The organism is Engelhardtia mirabilis, from assembly GCF_007748095.1.
Lineage (GTDB): Bacteria > Planctomycetota > UBA1135 > UBA1135.
Map to the genome: position 1 here is coordinate 683,791 of NZ_CP036287.1, position 25,872 is coordinate 709,662.

General features: G+C 70.1%; 22 protein-coding genes. 10 read left to right on the forward strand and 12 right to left on the reverse strand.

Annotation, left to right across the window (positions count from 1 at the left end):
• Positions 1–33: 33 nt before the first annotated feature.
• Complete coding sequence (locus Pla133_RS02520) at positions 34–1,641, forward strand: long-chain-fatty-acid--CoA ligase (RefSeq protein ID WP_145062065.1); 1,608 nt, start codon at positions 34–36, stop codon at positions 1,639–1,641.
• A gap of 31 nt (positions 1,642–1,672) precedes the next feature.
• Here the strand turns inward: Pla133_RS02520 and Pla133_RS02525 are convergent, their stop codons facing one another.
• The 4 genes from Pla133_RS02525 to Pla133_RS02540 form a co-directional block, all read right to left on the reverse strand.
• On the reverse strand, positions 1,673–2,875 hold the full coding sequence (locus tag Pla133_RS02525; RefSeq protein ID WP_145062067.1) for a hypothetical protein: 1,203 nt from the start codon (positions 2,873–2,875) through the stop codon (positions 1,673–1,675).
• 386 nt (positions 2,876–3,261) lie between these two features.
• Positions 3,262–3,864, reverse strand: coding sequence for a hypothetical protein (locus Pla133_RS02530; RefSeq protein WP_145062069.1), 603 nt, complete (start codon positions 3,862–3,864; stop codon positions 3,262–3,264).
• Positions 3,865–4,098: 234 nt separating this feature from the next.
• Positions 4,099–7,305 carry a sigma-70 family RNA polymerase sigma factor gene (locus Pla133_RS02535; protein WP_145062071.1) on the reverse strand — a complete coding sequence of 1,069 codons (3,207 nt, stop codon included), beginning with the start codon at positions 7,303–7,305 and terminating at the stop codon, positions 4,099–4,101.
• 108 nt (positions 7,306–7,413) lie between these two features.
• A complete protein-coding gene (locus tag Pla133_RS02540) occupies positions 7,414–8,943 on the reverse strand; it encodes a sulfatase family protein (protein WP_145062073.1) in 1,530 nt (509 codons plus the stop codon).
• A 111-nt stretch (positions 8,944–9,054) separates the two neighbouring features.
• Here Pla133_RS02540 and Pla133_RS02545 point away from each other — a divergent pair, with 111 nt between their 5' ends.
• Positions 9,055–10,002, forward strand: a complete 948-nt coding sequence (locus Pla133_RS02545) for an alpha/beta hydrolase (RefSeq protein WP_419192052.1) — start codon at positions 9,055–9,057, stop codon at positions 10,000–10,002.
• Here the strand turns inward: Pla133_RS02545 and Pla133_RS02550 are convergent.
• On the reverse strand, positions 9,996–11,114 hold the full coding sequence (locus Pla133_RS02550; protein ID WP_419192053.1) for a D-2-hydroxyacid dehydrogenase: 1,119 nt from the start codon (positions 11,112–11,114) through the stop codon (positions 9,996–9,998). The genes Pla133_RS02545 and Pla133_RS02550 overlap by 7 nt on opposite strands.
• 452 nt (positions 11,115–11,566) lie before the next feature.
• Here Pla133_RS02550 and Pla133_RS02555 point away from each other — a divergent pair, with 452 nt between their 5' ends.
• The 4 genes from Pla133_RS02555 to Pla133_RS02570 all read left to right on the forward strand — a co-directional run bounded on the left by Pla133_RS02555 (position 11,567) and on the right by Pla133_RS02570 (position 15,129).
• The gene (locus tag Pla133_RS02555; RefSeq protein ID WP_145062079.1) at positions 11,567–12,007 is read left to right on the forward strand and encodes an Hsp20/alpha crystallin family protein; all 441 of its coding nucleotides are present in this window, start codon (positions 11,567–11,569) and stop codon (positions 12,005–12,007) included.
• A gap of 277 nt (positions 12,008–12,284) precedes the next feature.
• The gene (locus Pla133_RS02560) at positions 12,285–13,106 is read left to right on the forward strand and encodes a hypothetical protein (protein WP_145062080.1); all 822 of its coding nucleotides are present in this window, start codon (positions 12,285–12,287) and stop codon (positions 13,104–13,106) included.
• 46 nt (positions 13,107–13,152) lie between these two features.
• Positions 13,153–14,142, forward strand: a complete 990-nt coding sequence (locus Pla133_RS02565; protein ID WP_145062081.1) for a GNAT family N-acetyltransferase — start codon at positions 13,153–13,155, stop codon at positions 14,140–14,142.
• Positions 14,143–14,154: 12 nt separating this feature from the next.
• Positions 14,155–15,129: a GNAT family N-acetyltransferase gene (locus Pla133_RS02570; protein WP_145062082.1), complete on the forward strand. Its 975-nt coding sequence runs from the start codon at positions 14,155–14,157 to the stop codon at positions 15,127–15,129.
• 14 nt (positions 15,130–15,143) lie between these two features.
• On the opposite strand, the gene Pla133_RS02575 is transcribed toward Pla133_RS02570, so the two are convergent.
• Positions 15,144–16,232: a hypothetical protein gene (locus tag Pla133_RS02575; RefSeq protein WP_145062084.1), complete on the reverse strand. Its 1,089-nt coding sequence runs from the start codon at positions 16,230–16,232 to the stop codon at positions 15,144–15,146.
• 112 nt (positions 16,233–16,344) lie between these two features.
• Positions 16,345–16,515: a hypothetical protein gene (locus Pla133_RS25845; protein WP_419192054.1), complete on the reverse strand. Its 171-nt coding sequence runs from the start codon at positions 16,513–16,515 to the stop codon at positions 16,345–16,347.
• A gap of 249 nt (positions 16,516–16,764) precedes the next feature.
• Between Pla133_RS25845 and Pla133_RS02580 the strand changes: the two genes are divergently transcribed.
• The 3 genes from Pla133_RS02580 to Pla133_RS25855 all read left to right on the forward strand — a co-directional run bounded on the left by Pla133_RS02580 (position 16,765) and on the right by Pla133_RS25855 (position 18,024).
• Entirely contained in the window at positions 16,765–17,181 is a 417-nt protein-coding gene (locus Pla133_RS02580) for a hypothetical protein (protein WP_145062086.1), read from the forward strand.
• Positions 17,182–17,445: 264 nt separating this feature from the next.
• Positions 17,446–17,844 (forward strand): hypothetical protein, encoded by a 399-nt coding sequence (locus Pla133_RS25850; RefSeq protein WP_419192055.1) that lies wholly within the window; start codon positions 17,446–17,448, stop codon positions 17,842–17,844.
• A gap of 21 nt (positions 17,845–17,865) precedes the next feature.
• Positions 17,866–18,024, forward strand: a complete 159-nt coding sequence (locus Pla133_RS25855) for a hypothetical protein (protein ID WP_419192056.1) — start codon at positions 17,866–17,868, stop codon at positions 18,022–18,024.
• A gap of 354 nt (positions 18,025–18,378) precedes the next feature.
• On the opposite strand, the gene Pla133_RS02590 is transcribed toward Pla133_RS25855, so the two are convergent.
• The 4 genes from Pla133_RS02590 to Pla133_RS02605 all read right to left on the reverse strand — a co-directional run bounded on the left by Pla133_RS02590 (position 18,379) and on the right by Pla133_RS02605 (position 22,832).
• Positions 18,379–19,884 (reverse strand): FG-GAP repeat domain-containing protein, encoded by a 1,506-nt coding sequence (locus Pla133_RS02590; RefSeq protein WP_145062088.1) that lies wholly within the window; start codon positions 19,882–19,884, stop codon positions 18,379–18,381.
• Positions 19,885–19,966: 82 nt separating this feature from the next.
• The gene (locus Pla133_RS02595; protein ID WP_145062090.1) at positions 19,967–21,733 is read right to left on the reverse strand and encodes an ABC transporter permease; all 1,767 of its coding nucleotides are present in this window, start codon (positions 21,731–21,733) and stop codon (positions 19,967–19,969) included.
• The gene (locus Pla133_RS02600) at positions 21,730–22,464 is read right to left on the reverse strand and encodes an ATP-binding cassette domain-containing protein (protein ID WP_145062092.1); all 735 of its coding nucleotides are present in this window, start codon (positions 22,462–22,464) and stop codon (positions 21,730–21,732) included. Before Pla133_RS02600 ends, Pla133_RS02595 begins: the two co-directional genes overlap by 4 nt.
• Positions 22,461–22,832: a GntR family transcriptional regulator gene (locus Pla133_RS02605; protein WP_419192057.1), complete on the reverse strand. Its 372-nt coding sequence runs from the start codon at positions 22,830–22,832 to the stop codon at positions 22,461–22,463. The genes Pla133_RS02600 and Pla133_RS02605 overlap by 4 nt, the downstream gene beginning before the upstream one ends.
• A 190-nt stretch (positions 22,833–23,022) precedes the next feature.
• Here Pla133_RS02605 and Pla133_RS02610 point away from each other — a divergent pair, with 190 nt between their 5' ends.
• Positions 23,023–24,435 carry a hypothetical protein gene (locus Pla133_RS02610; RefSeq protein ID WP_145062096.1) on the forward strand — a complete coding sequence of 471 codons (1,413 nt, stop codon included), beginning with the start codon at positions 23,023–23,025 and terminating at the stop codon, positions 24,433–24,435.
• Positions 24,436–24,512: 77 nt separating this feature from the next.
• Here Pla133_RS02610 and Pla133_RS02615 read toward each other — a convergent pair whose 3' ends face one another.
• The gene (locus Pla133_RS02615) at positions 24,513–25,790 is read right to left on the reverse strand and encodes a hypothetical protein (protein WP_145062098.1); all 1,278 of its coding nucleotides are present in this window, start codon (positions 25,788–25,790) and stop codon (positions 24,513–24,515) included.
• Between the last annotated feature and the right edge of the window lie 82 nt (positions 25,791–25,872).

The window sequence follows — 25,872 nt, forward strand, 5'->3', positions numbered from 1 at the left end:
GCGTCAGCCCGCCCCCTCCGCGATCGGAACGCAATGCATACGCAATCGCAATCGACGCCCCGTTCAGCCGGTGGGGGTGGAGGGCAGATCCTCGCCGAAACCCTACGCCGACAGGCCCATGCGTGCAGGGACCGGACGGCTTTCGTCTTCGGTGAGCGACGTACCTCCTATTCCTCGCTCGACGAACTCACCAATCGCGTGGCCCAGGCCCTGGCGGCCGCAGGTTGCGAGCCCGGGGCGCGGGCGGCAGTCCTGGCCGGGGACAGCGACCACGTCTACGAGGTGATCGGGGGCTGCGCCAAAGCGGGGGTGGTCTCCTTGGGGATCAACTGGCGCCTGGCCCCGCCGGAGATCCGTTTCATCCTCGAGGACTCGGGCGCGCGGGTGCTGTTCGTGGACGCGGAGTTCTACTCGAAGGTCGCTGCGGCGATCGGCGATCTGGAGGGCCTGGCGACGGTCGTGGTCCTGGAAGGGGCGGTCGAGGGTTTGACGGCCTATGCGGCCTGGCGCGACGCGGCGCCGGCGATCGATCCGTGCCTGACACAGAGCGCCGACGACCCGGTGGTGCAGATGTACACGAGCGGCACGACGGGCCTGCCCAAGGGCGTGGTGCTCGCGAACCGCAGCTTCTTCGCGGTCGTCGACGCCATGGCCGCCGCTGGCGATGGTTGGATCGGCTGGCGCGGCGACGACGTGAGTCTGCTGAACATCCCGTCCTTCCACATCGGCGGGCTGTGGTGGGCCATGACCGGGCTGAATGCGGGAGCGACGGGCGTGATCCTGCGCGCGTTCAACCCGGGGCAGGTGATCGACCAGGTCCAACGCCACCGCGTGACCAAGGTCTGCATGGTCCCCGCGATGATGCAGATGGTGCTGGCGGAGCCGGCGGCGGCGAGTGCGGACTGGTCGTCGCTCGAGGCGATCGTCTACGGCGGATCACCGATCCCCAGGACGCTGCTCGAGCGGGCCATGGACACCTTCGGCTGCGAGTTCGCGCAGATCTACGGCCTGACGGAGACGGGCAACACGGCGGTGTGCCTGCGCCACGCGGACCACCTGGATCCCAGCGGCGAGCGCTTGAAGGCGGCCGGCCGGCCCTATCCGGGCGTGCGGGTCGAGATCATCGACCGCGAGGGGCGCGCGCTGCCGCCCCGCGAGGTGGGCGAGATCCGCGTCCATTCGCCGGCCAACATGCTCGGCTACTGGAACCGCCCCGAGGCCACGGAGGCGACGCTGCGCGACGGTTGGGTCTACACCGGCGACGCGGGCTACCTGGACGAGCAGGGCTTCGTCTTCGTCCACGACCGCGTCAAGGACATGATCATCTACGCCGGCGAGAACGTGTACCCGGCCGAGATCGAGAGCGTCCTGTGCGCCCACCCCGACGTGGTCGAGGCCGCGGTGATCGGCGTCCCCGACGAGCGCTGGGGCGAAGCCGTCAAGGCGATCGTGGTGCGGCGCGAGGGCTCGGACCTGCGCGCGCGGGCGCTCCTCGCCCACGCCCGCGCGAGCCTGGCCGACTTCAAGGTCCCCAAGACCGTGGACTGGATCGACGCGCTCCCGCGCACCCCCAGCGGCAAGATCAAGAAGGCGCAGCTGCGCACGCCCTATTGGGAGGGGCGGGAGCGGCAGGTGAACTGAGGGCACTGCTGCCCGTACGGGCACCAGGACACTAGCGTTCGTTGAGCGGCGAGACGATGCCGGTGCCGTCGGTCGTGGCCCGCAGGAAGCAGCTCGGCTCACCGTCGAATCCCGGCGGGTAGATCAGGACGCGCGGGACTCCCCACGCCCCTCCACACGGGGTCGGCTCGCCGACGAGCAACGAGCCTTGGTCGAAGAGCTCCGGTCGAACGGCGCGCAGCGCGTCCGGCGCCTCCTCGATCGCGGTACCCAGGTAGGTTCCGACTGCGATCGGGCGTGAGCGAATTCGGTCGCGCGCCAGCTCGAGCTCTACCAGCCTCCCGGCCTCGGGGAGGCCCACGACCAATCTCCCTTCGTCGGTGTGAATCGCCCCGACGGGCCCGTCCCAGCCCGTGCGCGCGTTGGAAGCCTTGAAGGTTCCGTCGAGGGCAATCAGGGCGATCTCGACCTCGTGTTGAACTGAGTTGTCTCCATCCGTGAATCGCCGCTCGAGGAACGCGAGCACTGCCTCCTTGCCGTCGACGACAACGGTCAGGCTCCGATCGACGAGCCTCAGGTCGGCCTGCCGCTCGAAGTTCGGCAACGCGAGTCGGGCTTCGTCGACGAGTGCGAGATCCGAGCTGTAGCGCCGAACGACGACCAGTTGCTCGACGCGCGTCATCAGGCACAGGGTCTCGCCGAGCCAGTGCGCGCCGACGACTCGCTCCCACGGCAGCGCGTCCGCGAGTGGAGTGCGGACGACTTGATTCTCATACCGCTTGCCCAAGATCTCTCGCGGGCCGATCGACAGCGCCGTGAACCGCGAGTGCCGGTGCTCTTCGTTCCATTCGTGTGCGATCCCGAACAGGTCGCCTCGAGGTCCCCGCCCATCGATCAGGGTCAGTCCTCGGCCGGACGGGAACGCATCCACGATGTAACCGCCGGCGATTGGCTCGCCCGTTGCGCCGCTCACGACATTGACCCCGATCAGGTTCCACATGCCGTTGACGACCAGGAGGTCGTCCCACCCGTCTCCATCACGGTCGCTCAGACGACGCATGCCCCTGACGCCGCCGTAGGCGTAGTCGGCGTCCCGGGGGTCGTAGTGATCGTCAGCCCTCCACGTCCAGCGCAACTGCCCGTCGACTCCGAAGCCATGCACCCTGTCGAGCTGGTCGTACAGCCCCTCGGAGTATCCGTAGCAAGGTTGGCTGACGGCGATGACGCAGTCGGCGTCAGTCGTGGGTCCGGTCAAGACGGCGAGGTCTCTCCCGAACTCCGTCCGGTTCTGATCGACGTCCGGCGCGCCTTGCGCCAGCGGGGACCAGAGGCTCGGGGCTAGGGCAATCAGGATTGAGGTCAGCGGCACCAGCGGACGGTAACAGGTCGAAGGTGGGTGCCTTCGAGCCGTTACGTCTCGGTGACACTGGCCCTCCCGCGATGCGGTTGACTCCAGGTTTCGGCGAGCTCGATGTCGCGGTGACAGCCCAGCGCTGGTCCACGGGTGGGAGCCTTCCAATTCAGGTCGAATCGGAAGCCATCCGACACCTGCAGGTTTGCAGCGAGCCGGCTGCGGGCGAGCGCCAGCCTCCGACCGCTCGTGATCGGACGCCGAGCGGCCTCAGATATGCGGATTGGGCTCTAAGCTGCCCGTCGGGCAATGCTCGCTTCGACTGCGCTGGCGACCTCATCGAAGCTGACGGGTCCAGCGAGCCCTTCGAGGGCACTCAGGGAGAGCGTCTTGGCCTTGGGCTTCGCAGAGTTCAATGTCGCCGTCGAGACGACGTAGAACCTCCATTGGCTCAAATCCATGGGGTCGACGGTTGCCTTGTCCTTGTGTGCGAGTAGCGCGAAGACGTAGACGTCGGCGTGGCGTCGGACATCGGAACCGAATGTGTTTTTGTCCGGATGCCAGGCTCTTGCGGGGCGAATTGAGAAGCTAGGCTCGCTCAGGGAGTTCTGATGCCAGGACTGCAAGAAGCCCGAGGTCTTGACCTCGACCTTGAGGCCCGAGGCCGCTCTCAAGTCGTAGGTGCCCCACTCGTCGCGAACGGTCGAGGTGTCCGCGGATAGAGCGCGCGCGACGATGAACTCGGCGAACGCTGCTCTACACAAGTTCGACAGCAGGTCTGATTGGTTCCAGGCCCAGAAGTCGCGGAGAGCGAAGTCCCTAGAGCCCTGTCCATCCCTGAAGGCTTCTGAACCACTCTTCTGGGTTGCTTGGACGCGGCCGAGGTCGTTCATCTCGGATTCGTCGGAACTCGACTGGCGGAGCTTGAGAACTTCTTCTCGCCTCGTGGAGTGATTTGCTTCATCCAGGGGTGGATGCGGCGTCGCACGCCTTGCAGAGCGATTTCGGTAGGTAGTGCCGGACCGAATCGCCGTCTCTGTATCAGGTGGGGCCGCACACCGAGCGAGCGTGGTGCAACAAGAGCAAAGTTTCGCAATGGCAATCGCGGTGTGCGGCCCTCGGTTCGGTCAGGGGACCTCGAAGGCGGCTCCATCGCCTGAACGGACGTCGACTTCGCGCAGTGTCGTCCAGGTGGATGGATGCTCGAAGGCTCGGTCACCGCGGCGCAGGATTCGTCCGGGGCCGACGGGGACGGCTTCGAGGTGGATCGCGCCTTCGCCGTCGGGGCGGAAGGCCGCCAGGGTCCAGACGTCGGGGGCGGGCTCGCTGTAGTGGAAGAGGTACTCGCCCCAGTTGGCCGGGTCGTCGGTGCGGCGGCCGTTCAGCGGGGCTGTCGCGAGTTCCCAGGCGAGCTCGGTGCGGCCAGGGCTGAGCTCCACGCGAGCGTTCAGCGAAACCAGGGTGCCCCGATGAACCGCGGTGAGTCCGACCACGTGGGGCCCGGCTTCGCGGGTGGTGAGTTCGAAGTGCCCGTCCGCGTCGGTGGTCGCCGACTGGTTGGCAAAGATGTTGGCGCTGTCGGCGTGCTTGAGGGAGACCGACCAGTCTGCAGCGGGCTCGCCGTCGACCACCAGCCGTGCGGCGATGGTGCACTCGACCCCGGGCGCGCTGAGGTCGAGGTCGAAGCCGGTGGTCTGGCCCTCGACGACGATGCAGTCGAAGGGCAGCTCGCCGCCGTTCTCGGTCGGGCGGGTGCCCGGGCCGCCCAGCCCCGCGTAGGTCGCCCCGCTCGATCGCGCGACTTGCCAAGGTCCGGGCGCCAGGGCCTCGATTCGGTAGTGGCCCTGCTCGTCAGTGACCGCGTCGAACACGAGGCCGTTGCCCATCGTAGCGCCGACGGTGATGCCGGCCGGATCGCGGCCCTCGGCTGTCAGGACCACGCCCTCGATAGCGCCGCCGTGGCTCAGCTCGAGCTGTAGCTCGCGGGGTTCGTCGGGAGACGACGGGTCGAGGGCGAGGGGACCGTGGGTCAGGGCGGCCCAGACCCGATCACCTTCCCGTGGCGTGTGGGTCACCACCACGATGTAGTCGCCGGATCGCTCGAACTGCAGCGCCATGCACCCCTGGGCGTCGGTCGACCTCAGGCTGCTGAAGGGGATGCCGAAGCGGTGGATCAAGTCCAGCGCCCCACCCTCGGCGTCGGTGGCGCGCAGCCAGGGATCGTCGGACCTGGGCGCCGCGACGAGGAAGACCATGGCGTCCTCGAGGGGCTCGCCACCGGCGGTGACCTGACCGCCCAGGGTGCGCGCCGTTCGAGGGCCCAAGGCGACCGTCAGGGCGCTGGGCGCGGTGGACGGATCGAAGGGCCCCGCGATGCCGTCTTCGAAGCCCTGGGCCGACACCACGACGCGAAAGGGCTCGTCGGGCAGGGCCAGGCGCGCGACCTGCGGCGGAGCGGTCGAATCGAGGTCGACCTCCAACTCCGTTGCGCCCGAACCGGAGACCGGCGCCAGGCGCGCCGCGGGAGTCATGCCTGAGATGAGGCGCTCACCGTCGTCGTCCGCGATCAGGCGCACGTCCACCTGGCGCTCCATCGGGACCTCGCCGACCACCGGCGTGATCTCGATCCAGCGCTCCTGGCCGAGGACCAGGACCACGTCGTCACTCCCGGGCTCGACGCCGGCGAGGACCGTGGGTCGATCGTGACCGCCGGGCAGGGAGGCCTCGATGGTCCACGGCGCCTCGTGGTCCAGGCGCAGCTCGAAGGCGCCGCTGTCGTCGGTCCGCGCGCGCTGCCGCGTGTGGACGGCCATGCCCTCGGCTCCGTGCGTCAAGAGCGCATCAGCCACCGGCAGACCGTCGGCGTCGACCACGCGGCCCCGGATGGTCTGCCAGGGGGCCGGGCGCGCGAGCTCGATCGTCACTCGCGCAGGGCCGCGGGCGGGTCCAACCTCGAACAGCTCCGAGACCGCTCCGAGGAAGCCGCTGGCGTCGGCGGACACCCGCCGCATGCCGGCAGGCAGGCCGCGCAGCGCGAAGGAACCGTCGACGGCGGTCGCGGTCTCCCGGTCGGTGAGGGACGTCGGGGCGCGGAAGCCGTAGAGGCGGCCCAACTCGAGTTCTCGCGCGGTCAACTCCACCTCCGCCGGGCGCACCGTGGCCCCGGCGATCGGCAGGCCGTTCCCATCGGTCACGATCCCGCCCAGCGCTCCGCCGGGCTCGAGGGTGATCTCACCCAGTTGCACCGTCGCCGTGACCGGACAGACGATCTGCAGCGACTCGCGCGCCCAAGCGTCGTGGTCGGTGTGGGCGGCGATCGACCGGGGCCCGTCGGGCAGGAGGGGCGCGGCGCCAAGGTCGATCCGCAGGTAGCCGCCAGCGTCGCTGGTCCCGCGGACTTCGTCGTAGGGGGCCTCGAAGCGAAGCTCCACCCCGGACACGCCTCGCCCTTCGCGGTCGACCAAGCGGGCGGCGACGGCGGGACCGTCGTTGGCGGCCGCGGGCGAGTCGTCCGTGGCAATGGCGGATCGAGCGGTGCCGGCGGCAACAGCCAAGGCCTCGCGAGCCGCCGGGGGAGCGGCGTCGCCGACGGCCTGCAAGTCCGCCGTCGGTTCCGCCGCCCTTCCGCGCTGGCCGAGATTGGCGCCCGAATAGGAGCTCTGGGAAAGGACCGCAAGGCCCAGGGCGAGCACGGCGACCCCGCCGAGCACGAGTTTCGCCGTCGTATTGGCCATCAGAAATCCGAGCAAGGCGGCGAGAGCTCCCGCCGCAATCTGGGTCGACGGCGCCTGCCTCGCGAGCGCTCCCACGCTCGCGATCCACGCGCTACGGTCGCCCCCATGTTCCTGGTCGAGCCGCTTCCGCAACCGCTCGCGCGCCTCCATCAACCGCCAACGCACGGTCGCCTCGCGAATCTCCTCGTGCAGCGCGATCTCCGCCGCCGAGCGCCCTTCGTAGTAGCGCAGGAGCAGGGTGGTGCGGTACGGCTCGTCCAGCTCCAACACCGCGCCGGCGACCAGACGCTGGGTGTCCACCCGCTCGACCAGATCGGCCGTCGCCGGCAGCTCGTCTGTGGGCGCTGCGGCCCGTTCCCGCGCCGCGCGCCGCCCCTGGCCCCGCTTGGTCTGAGCCCAGAGCCGTCGCGTCACCCCCGCGAGCCACGGCCGCAGCGGCCGATCCGGGGTCGGCGGCTTCTCGAGCGCCGCCAACAGGGTTTGCTGGGCCAGGTCGTCCGCCGCCGACTCGTCGCGCACAAGGCTGCGCGCCAGGGCAAGCAGCCAGTCGCGCTCCGCGAGGAGCGCCTCGGGATGGGGGATGGAGGTGGGGAGTGCCATGCCGTCACCTACTCCTTGCCGCGGTCCGCCGGTCCGTTGGAGGAATTCTTCCGACGCGACGCGATGGGCGCGGCGCCAAGGCGGACGCACCCGCCGCTCGCCTCGGGCCTAGCGACCCTCGCCGAAGTACTTCTCCCGGATCCACTGCGGCTGCCAGGGGTCGATCACGCGCTCATGGCCAGTGAGGTCGATCTCCGCCGGGTGCTGCTCGGGCGAGGTCCAGGGTTGGTGGTCGCCGAGCAGGGTCTGTTGGGCGAGCAGTTGCTTGCGCAGCGCGGCGATGCGTTCGGACTGGTCGGGGTCGCTCCCCAGGTCGTGCAGCTCCGCCGGGTCCGACTCGAGGTCGAACAGTTGCGTCCGATCGATATCGGGATAGCGGATCAGCTTCCAACGGCCGTCGGTGATCGCGCGCATGTGGTGTTGCGAGGTGAGCACGACCTCGCGGCCGACAGGTGCGTCCTCGCCCAAGAGCGGATGCAGGTCCCTCGAATGCGTGTCCCCCTCCGCCTCGAGCCCCGCCGTCGCGAGCACGGTCGCGTAGATGTCGTGCAGGTAGGCCAAGGAGTTCGTGCGCCCGTGCGGAATCCCCGGTCCGGCGAGGATCAGCGGCGCGCGCATCGAATGCTCGTACACGCTCTGCTTGCCGAGCAGGCCGTGGCTGCCCATGGCCAGGCCGTGGTCGGCGGCGTACACGACCAGGGTGCGATCCGCGCGTCCGCTGGCCTCGAGCGCCGCCAGCACGCGCCCGACCTGCGAGTCCAGGTGCTCGATCAATGCGTAGTACTCCGCGAGCTGCTCGCGCACCAGCTCCTCCGTCCGCGGCCAGGGCCCGAGCATCTCGTCGCGGGTGGTGAGCTGCGAGTTGTCGAAGGGGTGTTGGGGCATGAAGTTCGCCGGCAGGGGCGGCCGCCGTCCGGCCATGCGCTCGCGCCACGCGATGGGCGCGTCGCGCGGGTCGTGGGGCGCGGTGAACGCCACGTAGCAGAAGAACGGCGCCTCGCCCTCCGCGGCGCGCTCCAGGAAGGCCACCGCTTGGTCGGCGAAGATCTCGCTGGAGTGGCCCTCGCCCTGGCGCACGTTCTGGAACTCGCCGCCCTCCACATCTACCAGCGGCACCTGGAAGTGGTTACTCATCCCCGCGCGCATGACGGCCCGCGCCTGGGGAAAGGCGCGCCGCAGAGCGGCATGACCGTTGTGCCACTTGCCGGTCATGAAGGTCCGGTAGCCGGCGGCGGCCATGTGCTCGGGCAGGGTCGTGCGACCGTCGAACTCGCCCAGGTCGAGCTCGAACCAGGCCCGGCCGGTCATCAGCATCGCCCGGCTCGGAATGCAGACCGCGCCGTGGGGTCCGCCCAGGCAATAGGTTCGCTCGAACGCCGTGCCCCGTTCCACGAGTGAGTCCAGGTGCGGGGTGCGGATCCCGTCGTTGCCCAGGGCGCCGATCGTGTCGGCCCGCTGGTCGTCGGCGTAGATCAACAGGACGTTGATCGGGGCCTGATCGGGGTCGGGAGCTTCGGCGGCAAGCTCTGCGGGCGTCGACTCCTGGGCGGCGGCGCCAGCGGGCGAGAACAGCAGGAACGCGAGGGGCACGGCGACATGCAGAACGGCGACATGCGAGGCAGCGGAGGGGAGGCGCATGGCGAGAGTCTAGGTCCGCGGTCCGGCGCGGGCCCGGCGGAGCGGATTGCGACCCCGCCGCGTATCAGCCCGGGTGCGGGGAGTCTCCTGTCCGTTCCCCGCTCGATTCCCATGCGCTTCAGACCCCAGCTCGACTCCAACCGCTCCGGCTCGATCCTGCGTGCCGTCGTCTGGACCCTCGCCGGCATCGCCCTGCTCGCGGCGGGCAGCGCCTTCGTCGCGGCCGAGGCCGGCGCACCGCGCAATCGGCCGGTGGGGAAGGCCCCCGAGGGCTCCGGCCTGGTCGAGCTGAACTTCGACGGGGCCCGCGGCACGCGCCTGTCAGGCTGGCGCTCCGCACAGCCCGAGGCGCGGTCACCCGAGCCCGAGTTCGTCGCCGTCCTGGCCCATCCCCTGGGAGCCGATCGCAGGGCCATGCTCGGCCGCGCCGATTGGTTCCGCCGCCGGGGAGCGGCCGTGCTCCTGTTCGATTTTCGCGGCCACGGCGCCAGCGACGCCACGCGCCTGACCTTCGGCGATGACGAGTCCGGCGACCTGATCGCGGCGGTCGACCGGGCCCGAACCCTGTGGCCCGCGACGCCGATCGTCGTGGACGGTTGGTCCCTGGGCGCGGGCGCGGCCCTGGTGGCCGGCGGCCGGCTCGACGTCGACGGCCTGGTGCTCGAGGCGGCCTTCACGGACCTGGGCTCGGCGGTGCGCGACCGCGGAGCGAACCTCCTGCCCCTGGTCGGTCCCCTGGCGGCGGAACTGTTGCTGGTCCACGAGGGGTGGCTCTTGGGAGGCGACCCCGATCGACGCAGCCCCCTGGTCGGCGCGGGCGATGTCCTCGCGCCCACGCTCTTCCTGGTCGGCGGCGACGATCGCCGAGCCCCCGTGGCGGGGGTGCGCCGCATCGCCGAGCGGGTCGCCGACTGCCGCGGCGTCGCGGTCTTCGAGGGCCGCGCCCACGTCGACCTGTTCGGCCGGGACCCCGAGCGCTTCGAGCTCACCGTCGGCCGCTTCATCGACGACCTGCGCCGAGAGTGGCGCGACGACTTGATCGCCAACCGGGCTCAGTAACCCAGCTCGCGGTCGACCACGTTCAAGAGCGGCTCGCCCGCGATGAAGCGCTCCATGTTCTCGCGCACGAGCACGTCGCGGCGTTCGACCGTGAGCTCGGCGCGGCCCGCCACGTGCGGGGTGATCGTCACGCCCTCGTGCCACCACAGCTCGTGCCCCGGCGGCAGGGGCTCGGGGTCGGTCACGTCCAGGCAGGCACCGGCCAGGTGCCCACTGTCGAGGGCCGCAAGCAGGGCATCGGTGTCGAGGATCGGTCCGCGCGCGATGTTGACGACGAAGGCCCCGGGGCGCAGCAGGTTCAGGCGCCGGGCGTCGAACATCCCGCGCGTCTCGTCGGTCAGGGGCAGGCAGATCACCAGCACGTCGGTCTGGGCCAGGAGTTCGTCGAGTCGGTCGCCGGTGGCCAGCACGTCCACGTAGTCCGGCGCCGGCCGCTCGGTGCGGACGGTGGCGAGCACGCGCATGTCGAAGGCGTGGGCGCGCTGGGCCACCTGGCTGCCGATGCCGCCCATGCCGGCGACGAGCATCGTGCGACCGGCCAGCGAGGCCGTCTCCGGCGCGGCGTCGCGGTCCCAGTTCTCGCGCACCTGGGCCTCGGCGTAGGCGTAGAGCCCGCGCAACTGGGCCAGCAGCATGGCGAACACGTGCTCCGCGATCACCGGACCGTGCACGCCCTTGGCGTTGGTCAGGACGACCTCCGGGCGGCTCGTCAGGCCGTCCAGCTCGATGTAGCGCTCGACCCCGGCGCTGTAGCTCTGCACCCAGGCCAGGTTCGGCGCGGCAGCCAGGAACTCTTCGCTGAGCAGGTGGGCGTCGATGCCGTGGGCGCGACCGGCGTAGCGCAGCACCGACTCGCGCGTCTGCTCGCCGATGATCTCGATCCGGTCCTCGCGGCCCGCGGTCAACTCGGCGATCTCGTCGTCGTCGATGGCGCTGGTCAGGTAGACCAGGGGCCCGTTCACGAAGGCCGGGTCGACGGCCACCGTGGAGCCCCGCTCGGCCCCGGGGGCGATGGTCAGAGCCTCGATCGGATCGCCGGGGGAGGCGCAGGACCCGAGGAGTAGGGCGAGGACGGCCAGCGCGCGGCCGGCATGACGAGCTTGGATCTGCATCGGTGGGGCGACGACGATAACGAGCTTGGCCGAACAGGCCCGGTGCCTTGTGGCGGGGTTGCCGTTGGAACGGTCGGGGCGCCGCGCTCGGTGGCCCGGAGCGACCCTCGGCCCAACCCGAAGCCCCTTCGCGACCCATCCAGGGCGACTCGGGGTCCCGAGATGCCCGCCCGCCGCCTTGGCAGGGTGCGCCGAGCCACCTGGCCGGATTGACAGCTTTCTGCCGCATCGGCGCGTCGTTTTGGCAGTGATGGGTCCGGTGGAGGGTCTCCGGGCAGGCCCGTGTCGGTGTGGCGCCCTCTCAGGCCGGGGTCCGCCCTTGGCACGGCCCTTGCTTCCTGGGATGCACCGGCACGGACCGGGCGACCTGGGGGCCGCCCGACCATGACCTCCGCGCGCCGCACGCCGGAGACCTGCGGCGCGCACCGACGACATCAGGAGTCACGACCCACATGAAGCACCTCATCCCTGTCACCGGCTTCGGCCCCGCCCGCGCTGACCTCGACCGACTCTTCGAGCGCTTCTTCGAAGGCGGCAACTTCAGCGGTGGCGGCGAGGGGCGTTCCCTCGTGCGCGTCGACGTCGCGGAGTTGACCGACGCCTACCAAGTGCGCGCCGAAGTTCCCGGCGTGCCCGCCGACGCGATCGAACTCAAGCTCGACGGTCGCACCCTCACCATCGCCGGCGAGAAGCCGCGCGCCTTCGACGAGCAGCCCGATCAAGTTCTGCACCGGGAGGCCGGATTCGGTGCCTTCCGGCGCGTGCTCGAGTTCCCGCTGCAGGTGGACGGCGACAGCGTCGTCGCGCGCCACGAGCAGGGCGTGCTCTACATCACCGTGCCCAAGGCCCAGGCCGCGCGCTCGCGCGTGATCGAGATCCAGCGCGAGGCCTGATCCCGCGCCGCGCCGCTGACTCCGGTTGCATCGGCCCCCGTCGCCCCCTGTGGGCGACGGGGGCCGCGCGCGTTCGGAGGGCCGAGTCGGACTGTCTCGAGCGGGTAAGCGCAGGCAGGTGGGGCACCCCAAAACTGCTCGAACATGGGCCGGGCGGGTCCCCCGCGAGCGGGGCGTTCTGATCTCGTAAACGGTCGCCACGGCTCACTGGAGTTGGTCTCAGCTCCCACTTGGCATTGAAAGTCACTGCCCTCCCCGTCGGCTCCGAAACACCCCCATGCGATCCATAGACGACCTTCTCGCCCTTGTCCGCTCCCATCGCTGCTTCCAACACCCCGTCTTCGAGCACTGGGCACAGGTCGCTCCGCAACCGGAGGTGATCGGCGCCCTGTTCCACCAGATCCAGAAATTCTGCGCCTCGACCCGTCCCGGGGGGGAGTTCCCCGCCGCTCTGGAGCAGCTCGGTCTCGACTCCGAGAGCCGCCTGATGCACGAGATCGTGGAGAGCGAGGAGGACCACGGTCCGGAGCTCGCGACCATGGCAGGCTACATCGTCAACCGTGCGGCGGGAGCGTCGACGTGCCCCGACCTGTCCGACCAGCAGGCGGTTGAAGCGGTGCTCAAGAACTACTCGGACAAGCTGCTCGGCTCCCTTCCGGGCTACGACCCCGAGTCGGGCCTGACCGCCCAGGCGCGCCGCGCGATCGAGGTCTTCGAGCGCCGCTTCGACCCGAGCCGCGAGACGACCTTCAAGAACCTGGGCACGGCCCTGGCCCTCGAGATCATCTCCAACCGCCACCTGATCCCCGGCGAGAAGCACTGTCTGATCGACAGCGGGCTGTACGGCGCGAGCCTCGAGGACACCGACATGCACTACCTGCTGGAGCACTGGGGCGAGGCCGGCGCCGAGCAGCAGCACGAGCGCAACGCGGTCGAGGCCGTGGCGTCCGTCATCGACGAGGAGACCGAACCCCTCGTGGTGCAGGGGATGTACGACTTCCTCGATTCGCTCACGGCCCTGTGGGACGTGCTCGACTCGGCCCTGTTGCAATCCGGCCATCGGGCGGACACCCAGCAAGCGGTCGGCGCGGGGGCCTGATCCCCTGGCCGGCTCCCTGCTGGACAGCGGGCGCCTGCAGTTCCGGGTGGCCGAGCCCGGCGACGAGCAGCGGATCTTCGACGCCTACGCCCACCTGTTCGAGGGCGACGTCGACGCACCCGCGCCCTCGCCGCCGACTGCGGCCACCTGGACCTGGCGCCAGGCTGCGAACCCCGCCGGGGCGCGTGTGCTGTTGGCCCTGGACGCGGACGAGGTCGTGGGCCTCGTCTGCGCCAGTGGCCAGCCCGTGCTGGTGAACGGCGAGGCCGCGCGCATCAGCCGCGTGGACGACATCCGCATCGCGCCGCGCTTCCGCCATGCCCTGGGCCGTCCGGGCCTGGTGGTGCGGATGGGCGAGGCTTGGGAGCGGGCCTTCGGCGGCATGGAGCTCGACTTGATCAGCTGGGGCTTCCCGACGCCCGCCGCCTGGCGCGTGCTCAACTGGCACGTCAAGGTCCAGGCGGTGCGCACCCAGTTCAAGCTGGTGGGTCAGCTGGAGCACCTGCGGATCGGTGAGGCGGGCGGGCTCGTGGCCGAGCCCGTCGAGCGTTTCGACGACGACGTCGAGCCCCTCTGCGCGCGTCTGGCCGAGGGCCGCGGCCTGACCCTCGCGCGCGACGTGGTCTGGCTGGACTGGCGCTTCCGCCAGCGGCCGGATCAGTCCTACGACCAGGCGGTCGTGCGCCGGGGCGGCGAGGTGGTCGGCTTGGCAGTGTTCCGCACCGGCGACTTCGACGGGGATCGGAACGTCGGTCTGGTCTGCGACTGGATCGTCGCGCCCGACGACGACGGCGCGGCGAACGCGCTCCTGGCCTGGCTGGCGGAGCGTGCCCGCGCGGCCGGTTGCGAGCGCCTGGTGCTGCTCCTGCCCGAGACCTCGCCCGACTGGCGCCCCCTGCAGGACCGCCACGGCTTCCTGGCTCTGCGCCTGGCCAAGCGCTTCCTGCTCGCCGACCGCTCCTACGCCAAGCAGATGCGGATGCACTGGCTGCACCAGTCCTGGCACTACACCTTCGCCGACACCGACTTCGCCTAAGCCAGCCGCGCCATGGACTACACCATCCGCGAGTACGCCGAGGGCGACATGCCCTCCTTGATCGAGACCTTCAACCTGGTCTTCGACGGACAGCGGACCGAGTCGGAGTGGCGCTACACCCACGAGCAGAACCCCGCGGGCCTGCGCCTGTTCGTGGCGGCGACCGAGGACGGCCAGTGCGTGTGCCAGTACTCCGCGCGCCCCTACCGCCACTGGATGGATGGCCGTGAGCGCATCTTCGCCGAGATCATCGACTCCTTCGTCCATCCCGATCACCGGGCGGGGCTGAAGTCGCCGGGCATCTTCGTTCGCACGGCACTGCCGTTCTTCCCCGCCTACGGCGCCGCCGAGCCGCCCGGGGACGTGGTGCACTACGGCTGGCCGGTGGAGAAGGCCTACCGCATCGGCCAGCTCTACCTGCACTACAACGTGTACCGATCGCAGACCGTCTTGGCACGGGCGGTGGGTGACGGCCCGACGCAGTTGCCCGCGGGCGTGCGCGTCCTCGAGCGCTTCGACGCCGAGGTGGATCGCCTCTACGAGCGACTGCGCGACGGGTGGGGCACCAGCACCATCCGCGACGCCGCGTTCCTCAACTGGCGCTTCGTCGACAACCCGCTGAACGACTACACCGTGCTCGCCGTGGACGGCGCCGACGGCCTCGCGGGCTACGCCGTCTACCGCGCCGACGATTGGCTCACGCCCGGGACCGCGCCGATCGCGGACTGGTTGGTGCCGCACAACGAGCCTGGGGTCGCGGGAGCCCTCCTCGAGGCGCTACTCGCCCGCGCGCGCTTGGACGGCAAGGCCGCCCTCGGCCTCTTCATCCCCGACTGGTCGAGCTGGTTCGAGTGGTTCCAACGCCAGGGCTTCGGCGTCTGGCCCACGCCCTACTACATGGTCGGCCGCACCTTCGACCCCAACCACAGCCTGTGGTGGCTGCGCGACCACTGGTGGTACACCCTGGCGGACTCGGACTTGGTTTGAGCCTGCCCTCGAGTTCAAAGTGAGATCGTCTGCACGGGGCTCGAATCGATCACGATGGGAGCGACGTTCAGTGGCTTTTCATTTCCCTCGCCCCGGGCGATGGTCTGGAGCGACCACAGCTCCAGCACGTACTCGCCGGGCCGCAAGGCGGGGAAGGAGATCGAGCCCTCGACGTCACGTTCGGTCCGCCAGCCGGCGATGCTGTCGTCCGCATTCCGCACCCACAGGTCCAAGATCAGAGAGCCAATTTCCGAGTGGGAGGCGAGGGGCGCGTAGGTGGAGGCCGGGAAGAGGCAGAACAGGTCTGCGCCCGGAATGGCCGTGGCGTCGTAGGTCACGGTGACGTCGGCGATGGGACTCGGAGCTAACACCATCGCCCTACCGAAGCCGTGGACTTCGATCGGCGTGGTCTGGCTTCCGTCCAGCGTCGAGGCCTCGATGGTGATGGGCTGGGTCACGGACCAGCGGTAGATCGGGACGGGGGTATTCGTCGGAAGCTCCAACTCGATGCTGCCGCTCGAGAACCAATCCGAAGAGCCGAAGTAGTCTCCCGCGAGGATGCGGACCCTGGCGCTGGCCTCCGGATTCAAGACCTCCACCGATCCGGCGAGGGGTGGGTAGGCGAGCCTGAGGGTCTGCTCCGTCGCCCGCTCGTTCCCATCGGCAATCGCCGTGAACGCCAACTGACTTGTCGCGAAGCAGCCGTCTCGGGGATCGAGCCAGATGCCGTGCTCGCTGGACCTCTGCCCGTCGTTGGTGGCGGGGAAGAACTCGACCTGCGCCCAGGCGTCGGGGTCGGGGGCGAAACGCCCGGTGCCGAAGCTGAAAGTCGCCCGTCCATCTACGACCTGAGTCGGATACGGGCCCCAGCCCGTCGACCGGCCCATGGTCGACTGGTGGACCACGAACCAACCCGCGCCGTCATAGGGCTCGTTGTCGACGTCGATGACGATTGCGGGGATCGAGGCCGTCAGCGCCGGCTCGGTCGCGCTGCGAGCGGGGTGGATCTCGATCGCCCTCCCCTGACCCGTCCAAATCGTGGTGTTCGCCGTGAGGACGACCAGGGCCACCGTGGCCAGGCGCTTGCAGAGGGGGGCGTTCATGGTGTTCGAGCTCTCCTGTCCAATCCCTAGTCCCTCGCCCGGCCGGGACTACACCGTGGCTCGCGAGGACCGAAGGCCTTCGGGGATCGACCCCTGCGCGGCCGACTGAGGTTCAGAACCCCAACTCGACCGAGTTGCTGGGAAACGTCACCGGCTGCGGGGCGCCGGGGGCCAGCAGGAGGTAGGCGTGGTCGACCGATCGATCAATCAGCACCAGGGTGCCCAGGGGGATCGCCACGCCGGCCTGGGCGCGGCCGTCGGCGTCGAGTACTCCGAGGCCCATCGTCAGCGGCGCCGCGCCCAGGGACGCCGTGCGGCGCAGGAGTCACTCGAAGTCAGAGCGGATCCCGGCGACCCGCTACGCCGGTTCGGCCTGCCGCACCGCCTCGTCCGGAAGCTCGGGCTGCCAACAACGGATGCATCGCTCCGTCGCGCGAACATGGAAAACTCGCGTCGCGCGGAGCCGGTACCCGCGGCGGCTCGAACGGCGCTGAGCTCCTCCTAGCGTTGAACACAATCTCTTCCTCGCGCCATGACCAGTGATCATTCGTCGCTCGACGACGTGAATCTCGCATACCTCGGCATGAAGGCGGAACCCGACGGTCGGCCAAGCGTGGCAAGCTCGGCCCGTCGACTTGGTGTACGGGTCGGCGTTGACGTCCATCCGGATCAGAGAGGCTTCGGCGACTACGGTGGAGGCGGGATGTCTGTTGCCCCAGATGATCTGATGCACCTGCCGCCGCACCGCAGACCCAAGGTACTTTCTGGAACTGGATTGGATCCTGTGTTCCAGGTCTCGAGTTCAGACCTCGGATCTGAACTGACCCTGCGGCGCGATCGTGCCGACCATGCGCTCGCAGAGCCGGGCGGGCGGGTGCTCCTCGGGACATTCGAACGGGCGCTCTCAGAGTCACGCAGCCAGTGGACCATCGAGTACCGAGATGACTGAAGACGTTCCGTCGAGCGCCGCCGACCGTTACCACCGCCTCGAGTCGCAACGACTCCGCGCTCAGGCGCTCGGTACGATCTCCGAGGGCCAGTTGGACGCGTGGCTCGAGAAGCTCGACGAGCTCTGGCACTACATGAACTCCGAGGAGCGGGTTGAAGCAAATCGACGCGCTAGCCAGGTTGTGAACTCGTCCCACGAGTCGGACCTCGGCCTTCGCGACGTGCCAGTCGAAGTCGGCGGATCCCGTCTCCCGAGGACAGCCGCTTGAAGCTTTTCTCGGCGCAGCGCGTCAAGAACGACGATGGCGTTGTGGGGATCAACACCTATCGGTATCACGTTGATGGCGACCGAGTCGACGGGGACGACATCGATCAACTCGGTGGGCGTGCAAGGCTCGAGATCAATCACTTCGACCTCCCTCCTGGTCGGAACCAGGTCCTGAGTTTCCTCGACGTTCTGACGCCCGACGACACCGGCCTCGAGCAGATCGCCGAGTGGATCAAGGAGGTCCATGGGGACACTGAGATCGAGGCACCTCCCATCATCCGTCGAGACGAGGAGCGTGGTGTCTTGCGACTCAATCTGGTGCGGGGCCTCGTTCCGACGTGGCGGGAGGAGTTGCGGGATCTGGCGGGTCGACTCCTGCTGCTGTTGCCGGATTGAAGGCTCGGAACAGGCTTGTTCGTGACCACGCAGACTGGTCTCGACGACCCGCCGGCCACGCCGGCCACGCCGGCCACGCCGGCCACGCCGGCCACGCCGGCCACGCCGGCCACGCCGGCCTTGCCGGCCATGCGGCCCCTGCCGGGAGTCTTCGCGCGCCTTACAGCCTCGACGACCTGACAGGGTCGTCGGCGGGGTCGGACGCGCGCAGAGCCCCGGCAGAGACCGAATAGGGGCCTCCGGCCTCACGGTGATTGGATCGTCCGAGCTCGCTGAAGGGATAGCGTCGCGACCGACTCCCGCACACGCCCGGTCTGGATGCCCTCTCTCTGCGTTGGGTTCGGGATCGCCTCGCGCGACCGAGGCGTGCCCGAAGGGAGGCCGAAGCCGCGGACGACCCGGGGCCGACGCGCTTCGAGGCAAGGGGGGCTCCGCCTGAGCCGTTCCCCGAACTCTCGAACGGGCGAGTGCGCTACCGCAGAGAGCGAGCGACGATCGACGTCGAAGCCCGACGTCGACGCGCACGCAACAGGCTCAGAACGCCAACTCGACCGCGTTGCTGGCGAAGGTCACCGGCGCTGCCGCGCCGGGGTCCAACAAGAGGTAGGCGTGGTCCACCGAGAGGTCGATCAGGGCCAGGGTGCCAGGCGGGATCGCCACGCCGGCCTGGGCGCGGCCGTCGGCGTCGAGGACGCCGAGGCCCATCGTCAGAGGCGCGGCGCCGGGGTTGGTGAGGGTGAAGTCGAAGTAGGGATCGACCGGGTTCAGGGGCAGGGTCACCGAGCCGATCGGCAGGCCCGGGGAGGTGCCGCTGAAGGAGCCGAGGATCACGTAGATCGCGCCCGCGTGGCCGGGGCCGGCGTCGAGGGTCAGCGGCTGTGTCCCGCCGCCGAAGGGGCTGAGCGAACCCGTCAGCGAGCAGAAGCTCGACCCGGCCGGGCAGATCGTGTTGCGGTGCACCAGGATGCGGTTCGTCGCGCCGTGGACGGTGACCGCGTCGTCGTAGCCGTCGCCGTCGAAGTCGGCCAGGGCCAGGTCGCGCAGGTCGCCGGCGGTGGGGTAGGGGGGGATCGAGGCCTTGGGTGCGAGCTGCTGCACGTTGGCGCCGATCACCAGCGCTCCGCTCGTCTGCGTGCCCACCAGATCGGTGCGGCCGTCGGCGTCCAGGTCCCCGGCGGCGATACGCCCCTCGGCCAGGAACAGGCCGCCGAAGGAGGGGAAGGACCCGCTGCCGTCGTTGATGAAGTAGCCGGCTTCGGTGGCCAGGAACTCGCTCTCGACCTGGGCCAGGTCCGGGTAGCCGTCGCCGGTGAAGTCGGCGACCACGCCCCAGGTGCCGGTGCCCGAGGCGATCAGGGGCGGGTCGGCGGTCAGCCCGCCCGCGCCGTCGTTGCGCACGAGCAGGAGCGCATAGGGGATGTCGATCTCGTGGTACAGGGCCAGGTCGATGTCGCCGTCCAGCTCGAAGTCCCCGGCGGCGAAGTGCAGCAGCGCCTGACCGACGACCGTGTCGACGCGCGTGGGCAGGCTCAGGTCGCCCGCGCCGAAGAGGGTCGTGATGCCCTCGAGGCCGTGGCAGGCCACCACCGCGTCGAGGTTGCCGTCGCCGTCCATGTCGAGCAGCTCGACGGTGCGCGGCGAGGCGCCCACGCTCCAGGTGCCGGCCAGGGTGAAGCTCCCCAGGCCGTCGCCGGCGAGGACGCGCACCACGCTCTCGACGCGATCGCTGACCGCCAGGTCGAGGTCGCCGTCACCGTCCAGGTCCCCCGTCGCGACGTCGAAGGGCGTGCCGCCGACGGCAACCGGGATCGGGCCGTTGAAGGTCGCGTCACCGACGCCCAGCCACAGGGAGAGCTGGCCGGTCGTGGGGTGGGTGACGAGCAGATCGAGGGTTCCGCCCGCGTCGACCTGGGCCACGGTGACCCGGTTGGGCTGGGGCGGGGAGGGCAGGAGCGAGGTCGTGAAGGGCGCCTGCTGGGCAAGGGCCATCGGGCAGAGGGCGATCGCGAGGACCGTGATCGGGCAAGCCGCGTGCTTCATGGCCCGAGACTAGCAGCCGTTGCCCGATCGCGTAGGCCATGGAGATCGCGGGTCGCGCGCCCGGTCGACACCGGCCTCAGGGTCACCAGTGCAGTGCCGTCGCGATCGGCTCGTCCCCGCCCGGACCGAACCGCAGGACCTGCCCCCCACGATAGGTCAGCACCGCGATCGAGCCGTCCGCCAGGGCGGTCAGGCACAGGATCCCCGCGCTCCCCGGTGGCGGCTCGATCCAGCGCGCGACGCTACCGTCCGCTCGAACCAGGGCGGCGATGCTCCCATCGGCGGTGACTGCTGTGACGCAGCTCAACGAGCCTTCCCCTTCTGTGGCTTGGAGGACGGTGGCGGTTCCGGCCCACCACCGAACCTTCCTGCCCGATGTGTCGAGATCCCGGCGCCCGCCTTCGCGGACGTCGACGATCGAGAGGCGGGCGCGATCGCCGACCAGCGCCTTTCCATCGGCCAAGGCACAGACGATCGAATCTCGCGCTTGCATCCAATCGACCGCCAAGAGCTCACCCGCTTCGGCGTCGAGGGACCTGTACTCGGTGATGGTCTGTCCATTGGCGGACGGGCGGACGAGACCTCGGAAGATCCACAGCCCATCGACCAGCCAGCCCTCGACGTATTGGACCCTCCAGCCCGCGGCGGCCAGGACCTCCTCGGTCACGGGAGTCGCACCGGGTGCCGCAACGAACGCGCGAGCACCGCTACCGGCGCGGCTCAACCGCCAACCCCCGCCGGCGGGAAGGGCAAGGGTCCAGCCGCCGTCGCCGATGGTGTTGAAGGGCTCCAGGTCCGCAGCGCTGAGCTCTGCGCGATCGATCGCGAGGATCTCCCCGTCCGAGCCGACGATCTCGGAGTCGCCGTCCTGCTTGTGGAGGACTCCGAACGGAAAGCGGTTGGACCTGGTCGAGACCGTCGTGTGCGCTGGCCAGAGGTCGTCGCCGAGCACGCCCGCCGCGACCGTCTCGCCCGTCTCCAGATCGATCACGACCGGGAAGCTCGGCCATTGCTCGTCCCGCAGCATCGCGAAGGCGTGGCGGCCGTCGGTGTGCAGGAACGCGCTGCGTACTTCGAGGTTCGGACTGGAGAGATCCAGAGTCGTGACGCCAGCGAGGTTCGCTCCGGCCTCGAACCACGTGGGCGCGATTCCGATCGAGCCGGCGAGGGCCACGGTGCCCGCGCGCTTCCAGGTGGCCCATTCACGCCTGGAGCCGATCGCCATGCTGGACAAGGCCGCGAGCGCACCGCCGATCAGCGCGCAGGTGAGCCACAGGCCGATCGGTGGGTCCGGTCGCAGCCGGCCCATGACGATCTCGTGCAGCGCGGCGGGGAGCGCGAGCAGGGCGAAGACGCAGGCGCCGCCGGGCGCGGCCAGGAACCCACGCGGCAGGAACGACGAGCAGGCCATGGACCACAGGGCCAGGGCCACCGTTCCGCCGAGGATCAGCCCGACCATCGGCTCGGCCTGGAGCGAGGAAGCGCCGCTCGCGAAGAGACGGCTAGCGACAGTGGCGGACTCGCTTCCGACCACGGCTGCCGCGACGAGCGCTCCGAGCAGGACCGCCAACTTGACCAACGCGACCTGACCGAGTGACACCGGCTGGCGCCGCAGCCACTCCTGCGTCCCCTCGTTGCGCTCGCGCGCGCCGATGTCGCAGCCCATGGCGATGGCGACGATCGCGGTCAGGCACACCGCCGCCGTGTGGGCGAAGGTGGCTGAGTCCACGAACAGGTCGTCCGCCAACCAGCCGGTGACGAGGCAGCCGACGATGACGAGGGCCGCGGCGACCAGGAAGGCGGGAGCCTGCTCGCGCAGCTCCTTGTGGGTCAGGGCTAGCAGACTCATGCGGCGGCTCCGTCCGGTCCGGGGGTGGTCTGGGTCAGGAGCGCGCGCAGGGCGGCGGCGCTGTGCTCGAGTTGGGCGTCGCCGACGGCCTGTTCGCGCAGGGCCCCGCCGTCCATCAACAGCGCCCGGTCGGCGATGCGCGCGGCGATGTCGAGGTCGTGGGTCGATACCAGGGTCGCGGTGTCCTCGAGGTCGACTTCGGTCAGGAAGGCGCTCAAGAGCCCGTCGCGGGCCACCGCGTCGAGGCCGGCGAAGGGCTCGTCCAGCAGCAGCAGCCGCGGCCGCGCGGCCAGGGCCAGGGCTAGCTGAACCCCCGCGGCCTGGCCGCGACTGAGCTTCGAGATGCGGCCACGCCGCGGCACCGCCAGGGCGTCGGCGGCGCGCCACAGGCGGCGGTCGTCCCAGGTCGGATAGCAGCGCCGCGCGAAGCGCGCCGCAGTGGTCAGGCTCATCCACGGCGGTAGGTCCGGCAGGCTCGGCACGAAGCCGATCGCGGCGCGGGCGGCTGCCGAGCGCGATGGGTCGGCTCCGCACACCCGCACGCTGCCACTCTCGGCCCGCAGGGTCCCCGCGAGCACCCGCATCAGCGTCGTCTTGCCCGCGCCGTTGCGACCGAGCAGCACGCACAGCTCGCCCGGCGCCAGGCCCAGTTCGAGGCCGCGCAGGACTTCGCTGCGCCCGAGTTTCACACCCACGCCGCGCAGCCGCGCGATGTCGTTCGTCTCACTCATGCTGGTCTCCTCTTCGACTCGGCCGTGCGTACCCGTTCTGACAAGTCCTCGATCGAGTGCCCCGCGCGCAGCGCCGTCTCCAGCGCCCGCTCGAAGTCGCTCCAGGTGGTCGCCGCACGTCGCTGGCGCGCGATCTGCGGGCCCGCTTCGGTCACGAACACACCCCGGCCGCCCTCGCCGCGCACGGCCCCGATCAGGTCGAGCTCGCGGTAGGCGCGGGCGACCGTGTTGTGGTTGACGAGCGCCAGGCCGGCCAAGGCACGCACGGAGGGGAGCTTGTCCCCGGGGGCAAGGTCGCCCCGGGCGATCCCGTCCAGGCAGCGCTCCACGAGCTGCTGGGAGGGCGGCTCGGGGGCCTCGGTATCCACGCGCCAATCGATCACAGCCGTACCATCGTCCTGGTACGGCGGGACGCTTTAGGCGGACGTCAGGTGCCAGGCACAAGACCGCCGCCTAAAGCGTCCCCGAATTGCGGTGACATCCTCGGTCCGCATCGGATGGACAGACTGGCCGGGCTCTCCCGACCCTCACCTCCCGGCCCTCACCTCCCTTCCCTCGATGCCCAAGCTCGCCGCGCCCCTTGCCGTCCTGTTCCTCAGCTCCGCCGCCCTGGCCCAGACGTCGTCGGGTCTGTACAGCGGCGAGCTGGTGCTCTACAGCCCCGCCCTGAATGGAGTCAGCTCCTCGTCGGGCGGTATCGCCCTGATCGACCCGCTCAGCGGCGCCATCAGCAAGCCCTACGCCTTCCACGCCACGCTCCAGTCCGACGACTGCCTCGCCTACGACCCCTACCGCGACCGACTGATCTTCGGCGCCGCCTTCAACAACGGCGATCCGATGGAGCTCTGGGCGGGGGACGCCCTCGGCAACGTGCAGAGCCTGGGATTCGTCGGGACGACGGTCCGCACGATCGCGGCGGCCGGTGACGGCCGCATCTTCCTGCACTCGACCCAGCTGCCGCCCAACTCGATCCAGTGGATCGACGCGGTCGGGCAGGTGCATCTGCTCCAGGACGCGACCGGTCAGCCGTGGCAGGGGCAGAGCAGCTGGTGGGGCCACATGGAGTACGACGCCGAGCACAACGCTCTGCTCCTGGCCTCGCGCGGCCTCACGTCGGCCTGCGGCGCACCCGACGTCTCGGTCCAGCGTCTCGACCTCTCGGCCGATGGGACGCGCGTGGTCGCCGAGACCTGCACGCACTTCCCGGTGGTCCCGACCGGCGACGGCTTCCCGGTCGGTCTCTCGAGGATCGACGGCGACTCCTGGCTCCTGAACGTCCACACCGGCAAGTCGGGGTCCCAGCCACGCATGCTGCGACTGACGGTCGAGCCGCTGGGCTTGAGCGTCTACTCCTACACCGACAATCCCAGCGCGGCCGCCAGCAACGCCGGGGTCTACAGCCACGCTCGCGGGCAGGGGGTGCTGCTGGACACCGGCGGGAACGTGCTGCGAGCCTTCGGATTCGGAGAGGGCGGGGCCGGCACCGTCTTCACGGTGGCCGACGTGCTCTCGCCGGTCGGTACGGCCAACGAGAGGGCGAGTCTGGTCGAAGTTGGACCGACGGGCGGTCCTGCGGGCCTCGTTTCCCTCGGGCTCGGCGCCATCTCCCTCGCCCAGGGTGGCTCGCAGGTCTGGACCCTCGACGCCGGCGCGGCCTTCGCCGGTCGCCCCTACGTGATCCTGGGTTCCGCCACGGGCTTCGCGCCGAGCTTCGTGCTCGACGGGACGCCGGTGCCCCTCGTGATCGACGCTTGGACGACTTTCACCCTGGTCAATGCCAACACGCCACTGCTCACCGGCACCGTCGGCTTGCTGAATGGCAGCGGCGGGGCGAGCGCCAGCTTCAACGTGCCCCCCGGAGCGCCGGCGAGCCTAGCCGGCGCCACCCTCCACCACGCCGCGATCACCTTCGGCCCGACGTTCGGCGTCGACTTCGCGAGCAACCCGGTGGCGGTGCAATTGGTCCCCTGACGCGCGGCCCAGCGGGTGAGGAAGCAGACGTCGGGCGGCGGCTGGGTGCCTGGCTCCTGACGTCCGCCCACCGAAGGTCACGGCAGCAGCGCGAGAGCGACGGGCTGGCTGGCCTGGACGAAGGCCATCACAGCCGGGTCGAAGACGATGTAGGCGTGCCAGGCGACTGATCCCGCTAGAGACGGGGCCGCTCCGGCCGGGAGCGCGAGGGTCGCCAGGGCCTGTCCGCGGTCGTCGAGGGTGCCCGCGCTCCCCGCGATCGCGGTGTTCGGGTTGGCCAGCAGGAACTGGAACCAGGGATCCACCACGAGCGGAAGCTGTAGTCCGCCGCCGAGGTCCACGCCGGGCGAGGTGCCGGTCAGCGATCCCAGCAGGAGGTAGGGCCAACCGGCGGCGTGCTCCCCCGGCAGGATGGCGAGGCCTTGGGATCCGCCGCTCGACAGGGACAGGGCGTCGGCCGAGGACAGCAGATCGGAGCTGCGATACTCGAGGATGGCTTGGGGCGACTCGAACTCAGGGGTCCGGCCGACGAGCAGCGTGTCGCCGGACACGTCCATGGCGAAGCCCCCACCGTCGGCGGCGAGCCCGTAGGGCTCGTAGCCGCCGATCTCGATCCAATCCCCGTTGGCGTCCTGCCGGTAGCGCCAGACGCGCGACAGGGGACCGTTGAAGAAAGGAAACTCGCCGCCCAGGGTCGACCCGAGAACGAACAGGTCGCCGCCTTCCAGGACCACATCGCGGGCAAATGGGCCACCGAGGCTCGTCGAGCTCGACGGAATCGACAGCGCGGCTGTGGGGTTGATCGAACCATCGGTCCCGCGCTCGAAGAGATAGACCCAGCCGAAGGAGAGCAGGCCATTGCCTTGGTAGGCCGCGATCGCGATCCGGTCGCCCTCCACGTCGACCCGAAGTCCTTCCGGGGTGAAGACGTCCAGAATCGATGTCACGCTCCAGGCTCCCGAGCCGTCGCGCTGCATCACGTAGGCGAGGCGCTCGGTCGGGTTGGACGCGACCGCGAGGTCCCCGTCGATGGCAACGTCCGCTCCGAGCTCCTGCAACGGCGGAGCCAGACTGCCTGTCAGCTTGAAGGTCACGGGCCAGGAGCCGTCCGATTGGCGTTCGCGGATGTAGACCGCGCCGTTCGCGGGCATCCCGGGCTGGAGCTCCCGGGGGTTGCCGAGGATCGCGGAATCGCCGTCCAGGTCGATCGCGGTACCGAAGTTGCTGAACGAGTCGTAATCCGCCTGCCACAGGTCCGCCGCAGTCCAGGCCCCGCTGGCATCGCGCTCGTGCAGCACCACTGCGCCCTGCAGGTACGGGCTACCGGCGATCGCGCCGTTGCCGTTGGCGCCCACCAGCAGGCGGTCGCCGTCGAGGGCAACGGCAGTGCCGAAGTTCCCCAGACCCGCAGCACCCTCGAGCTTCGCGGCGAGCTGC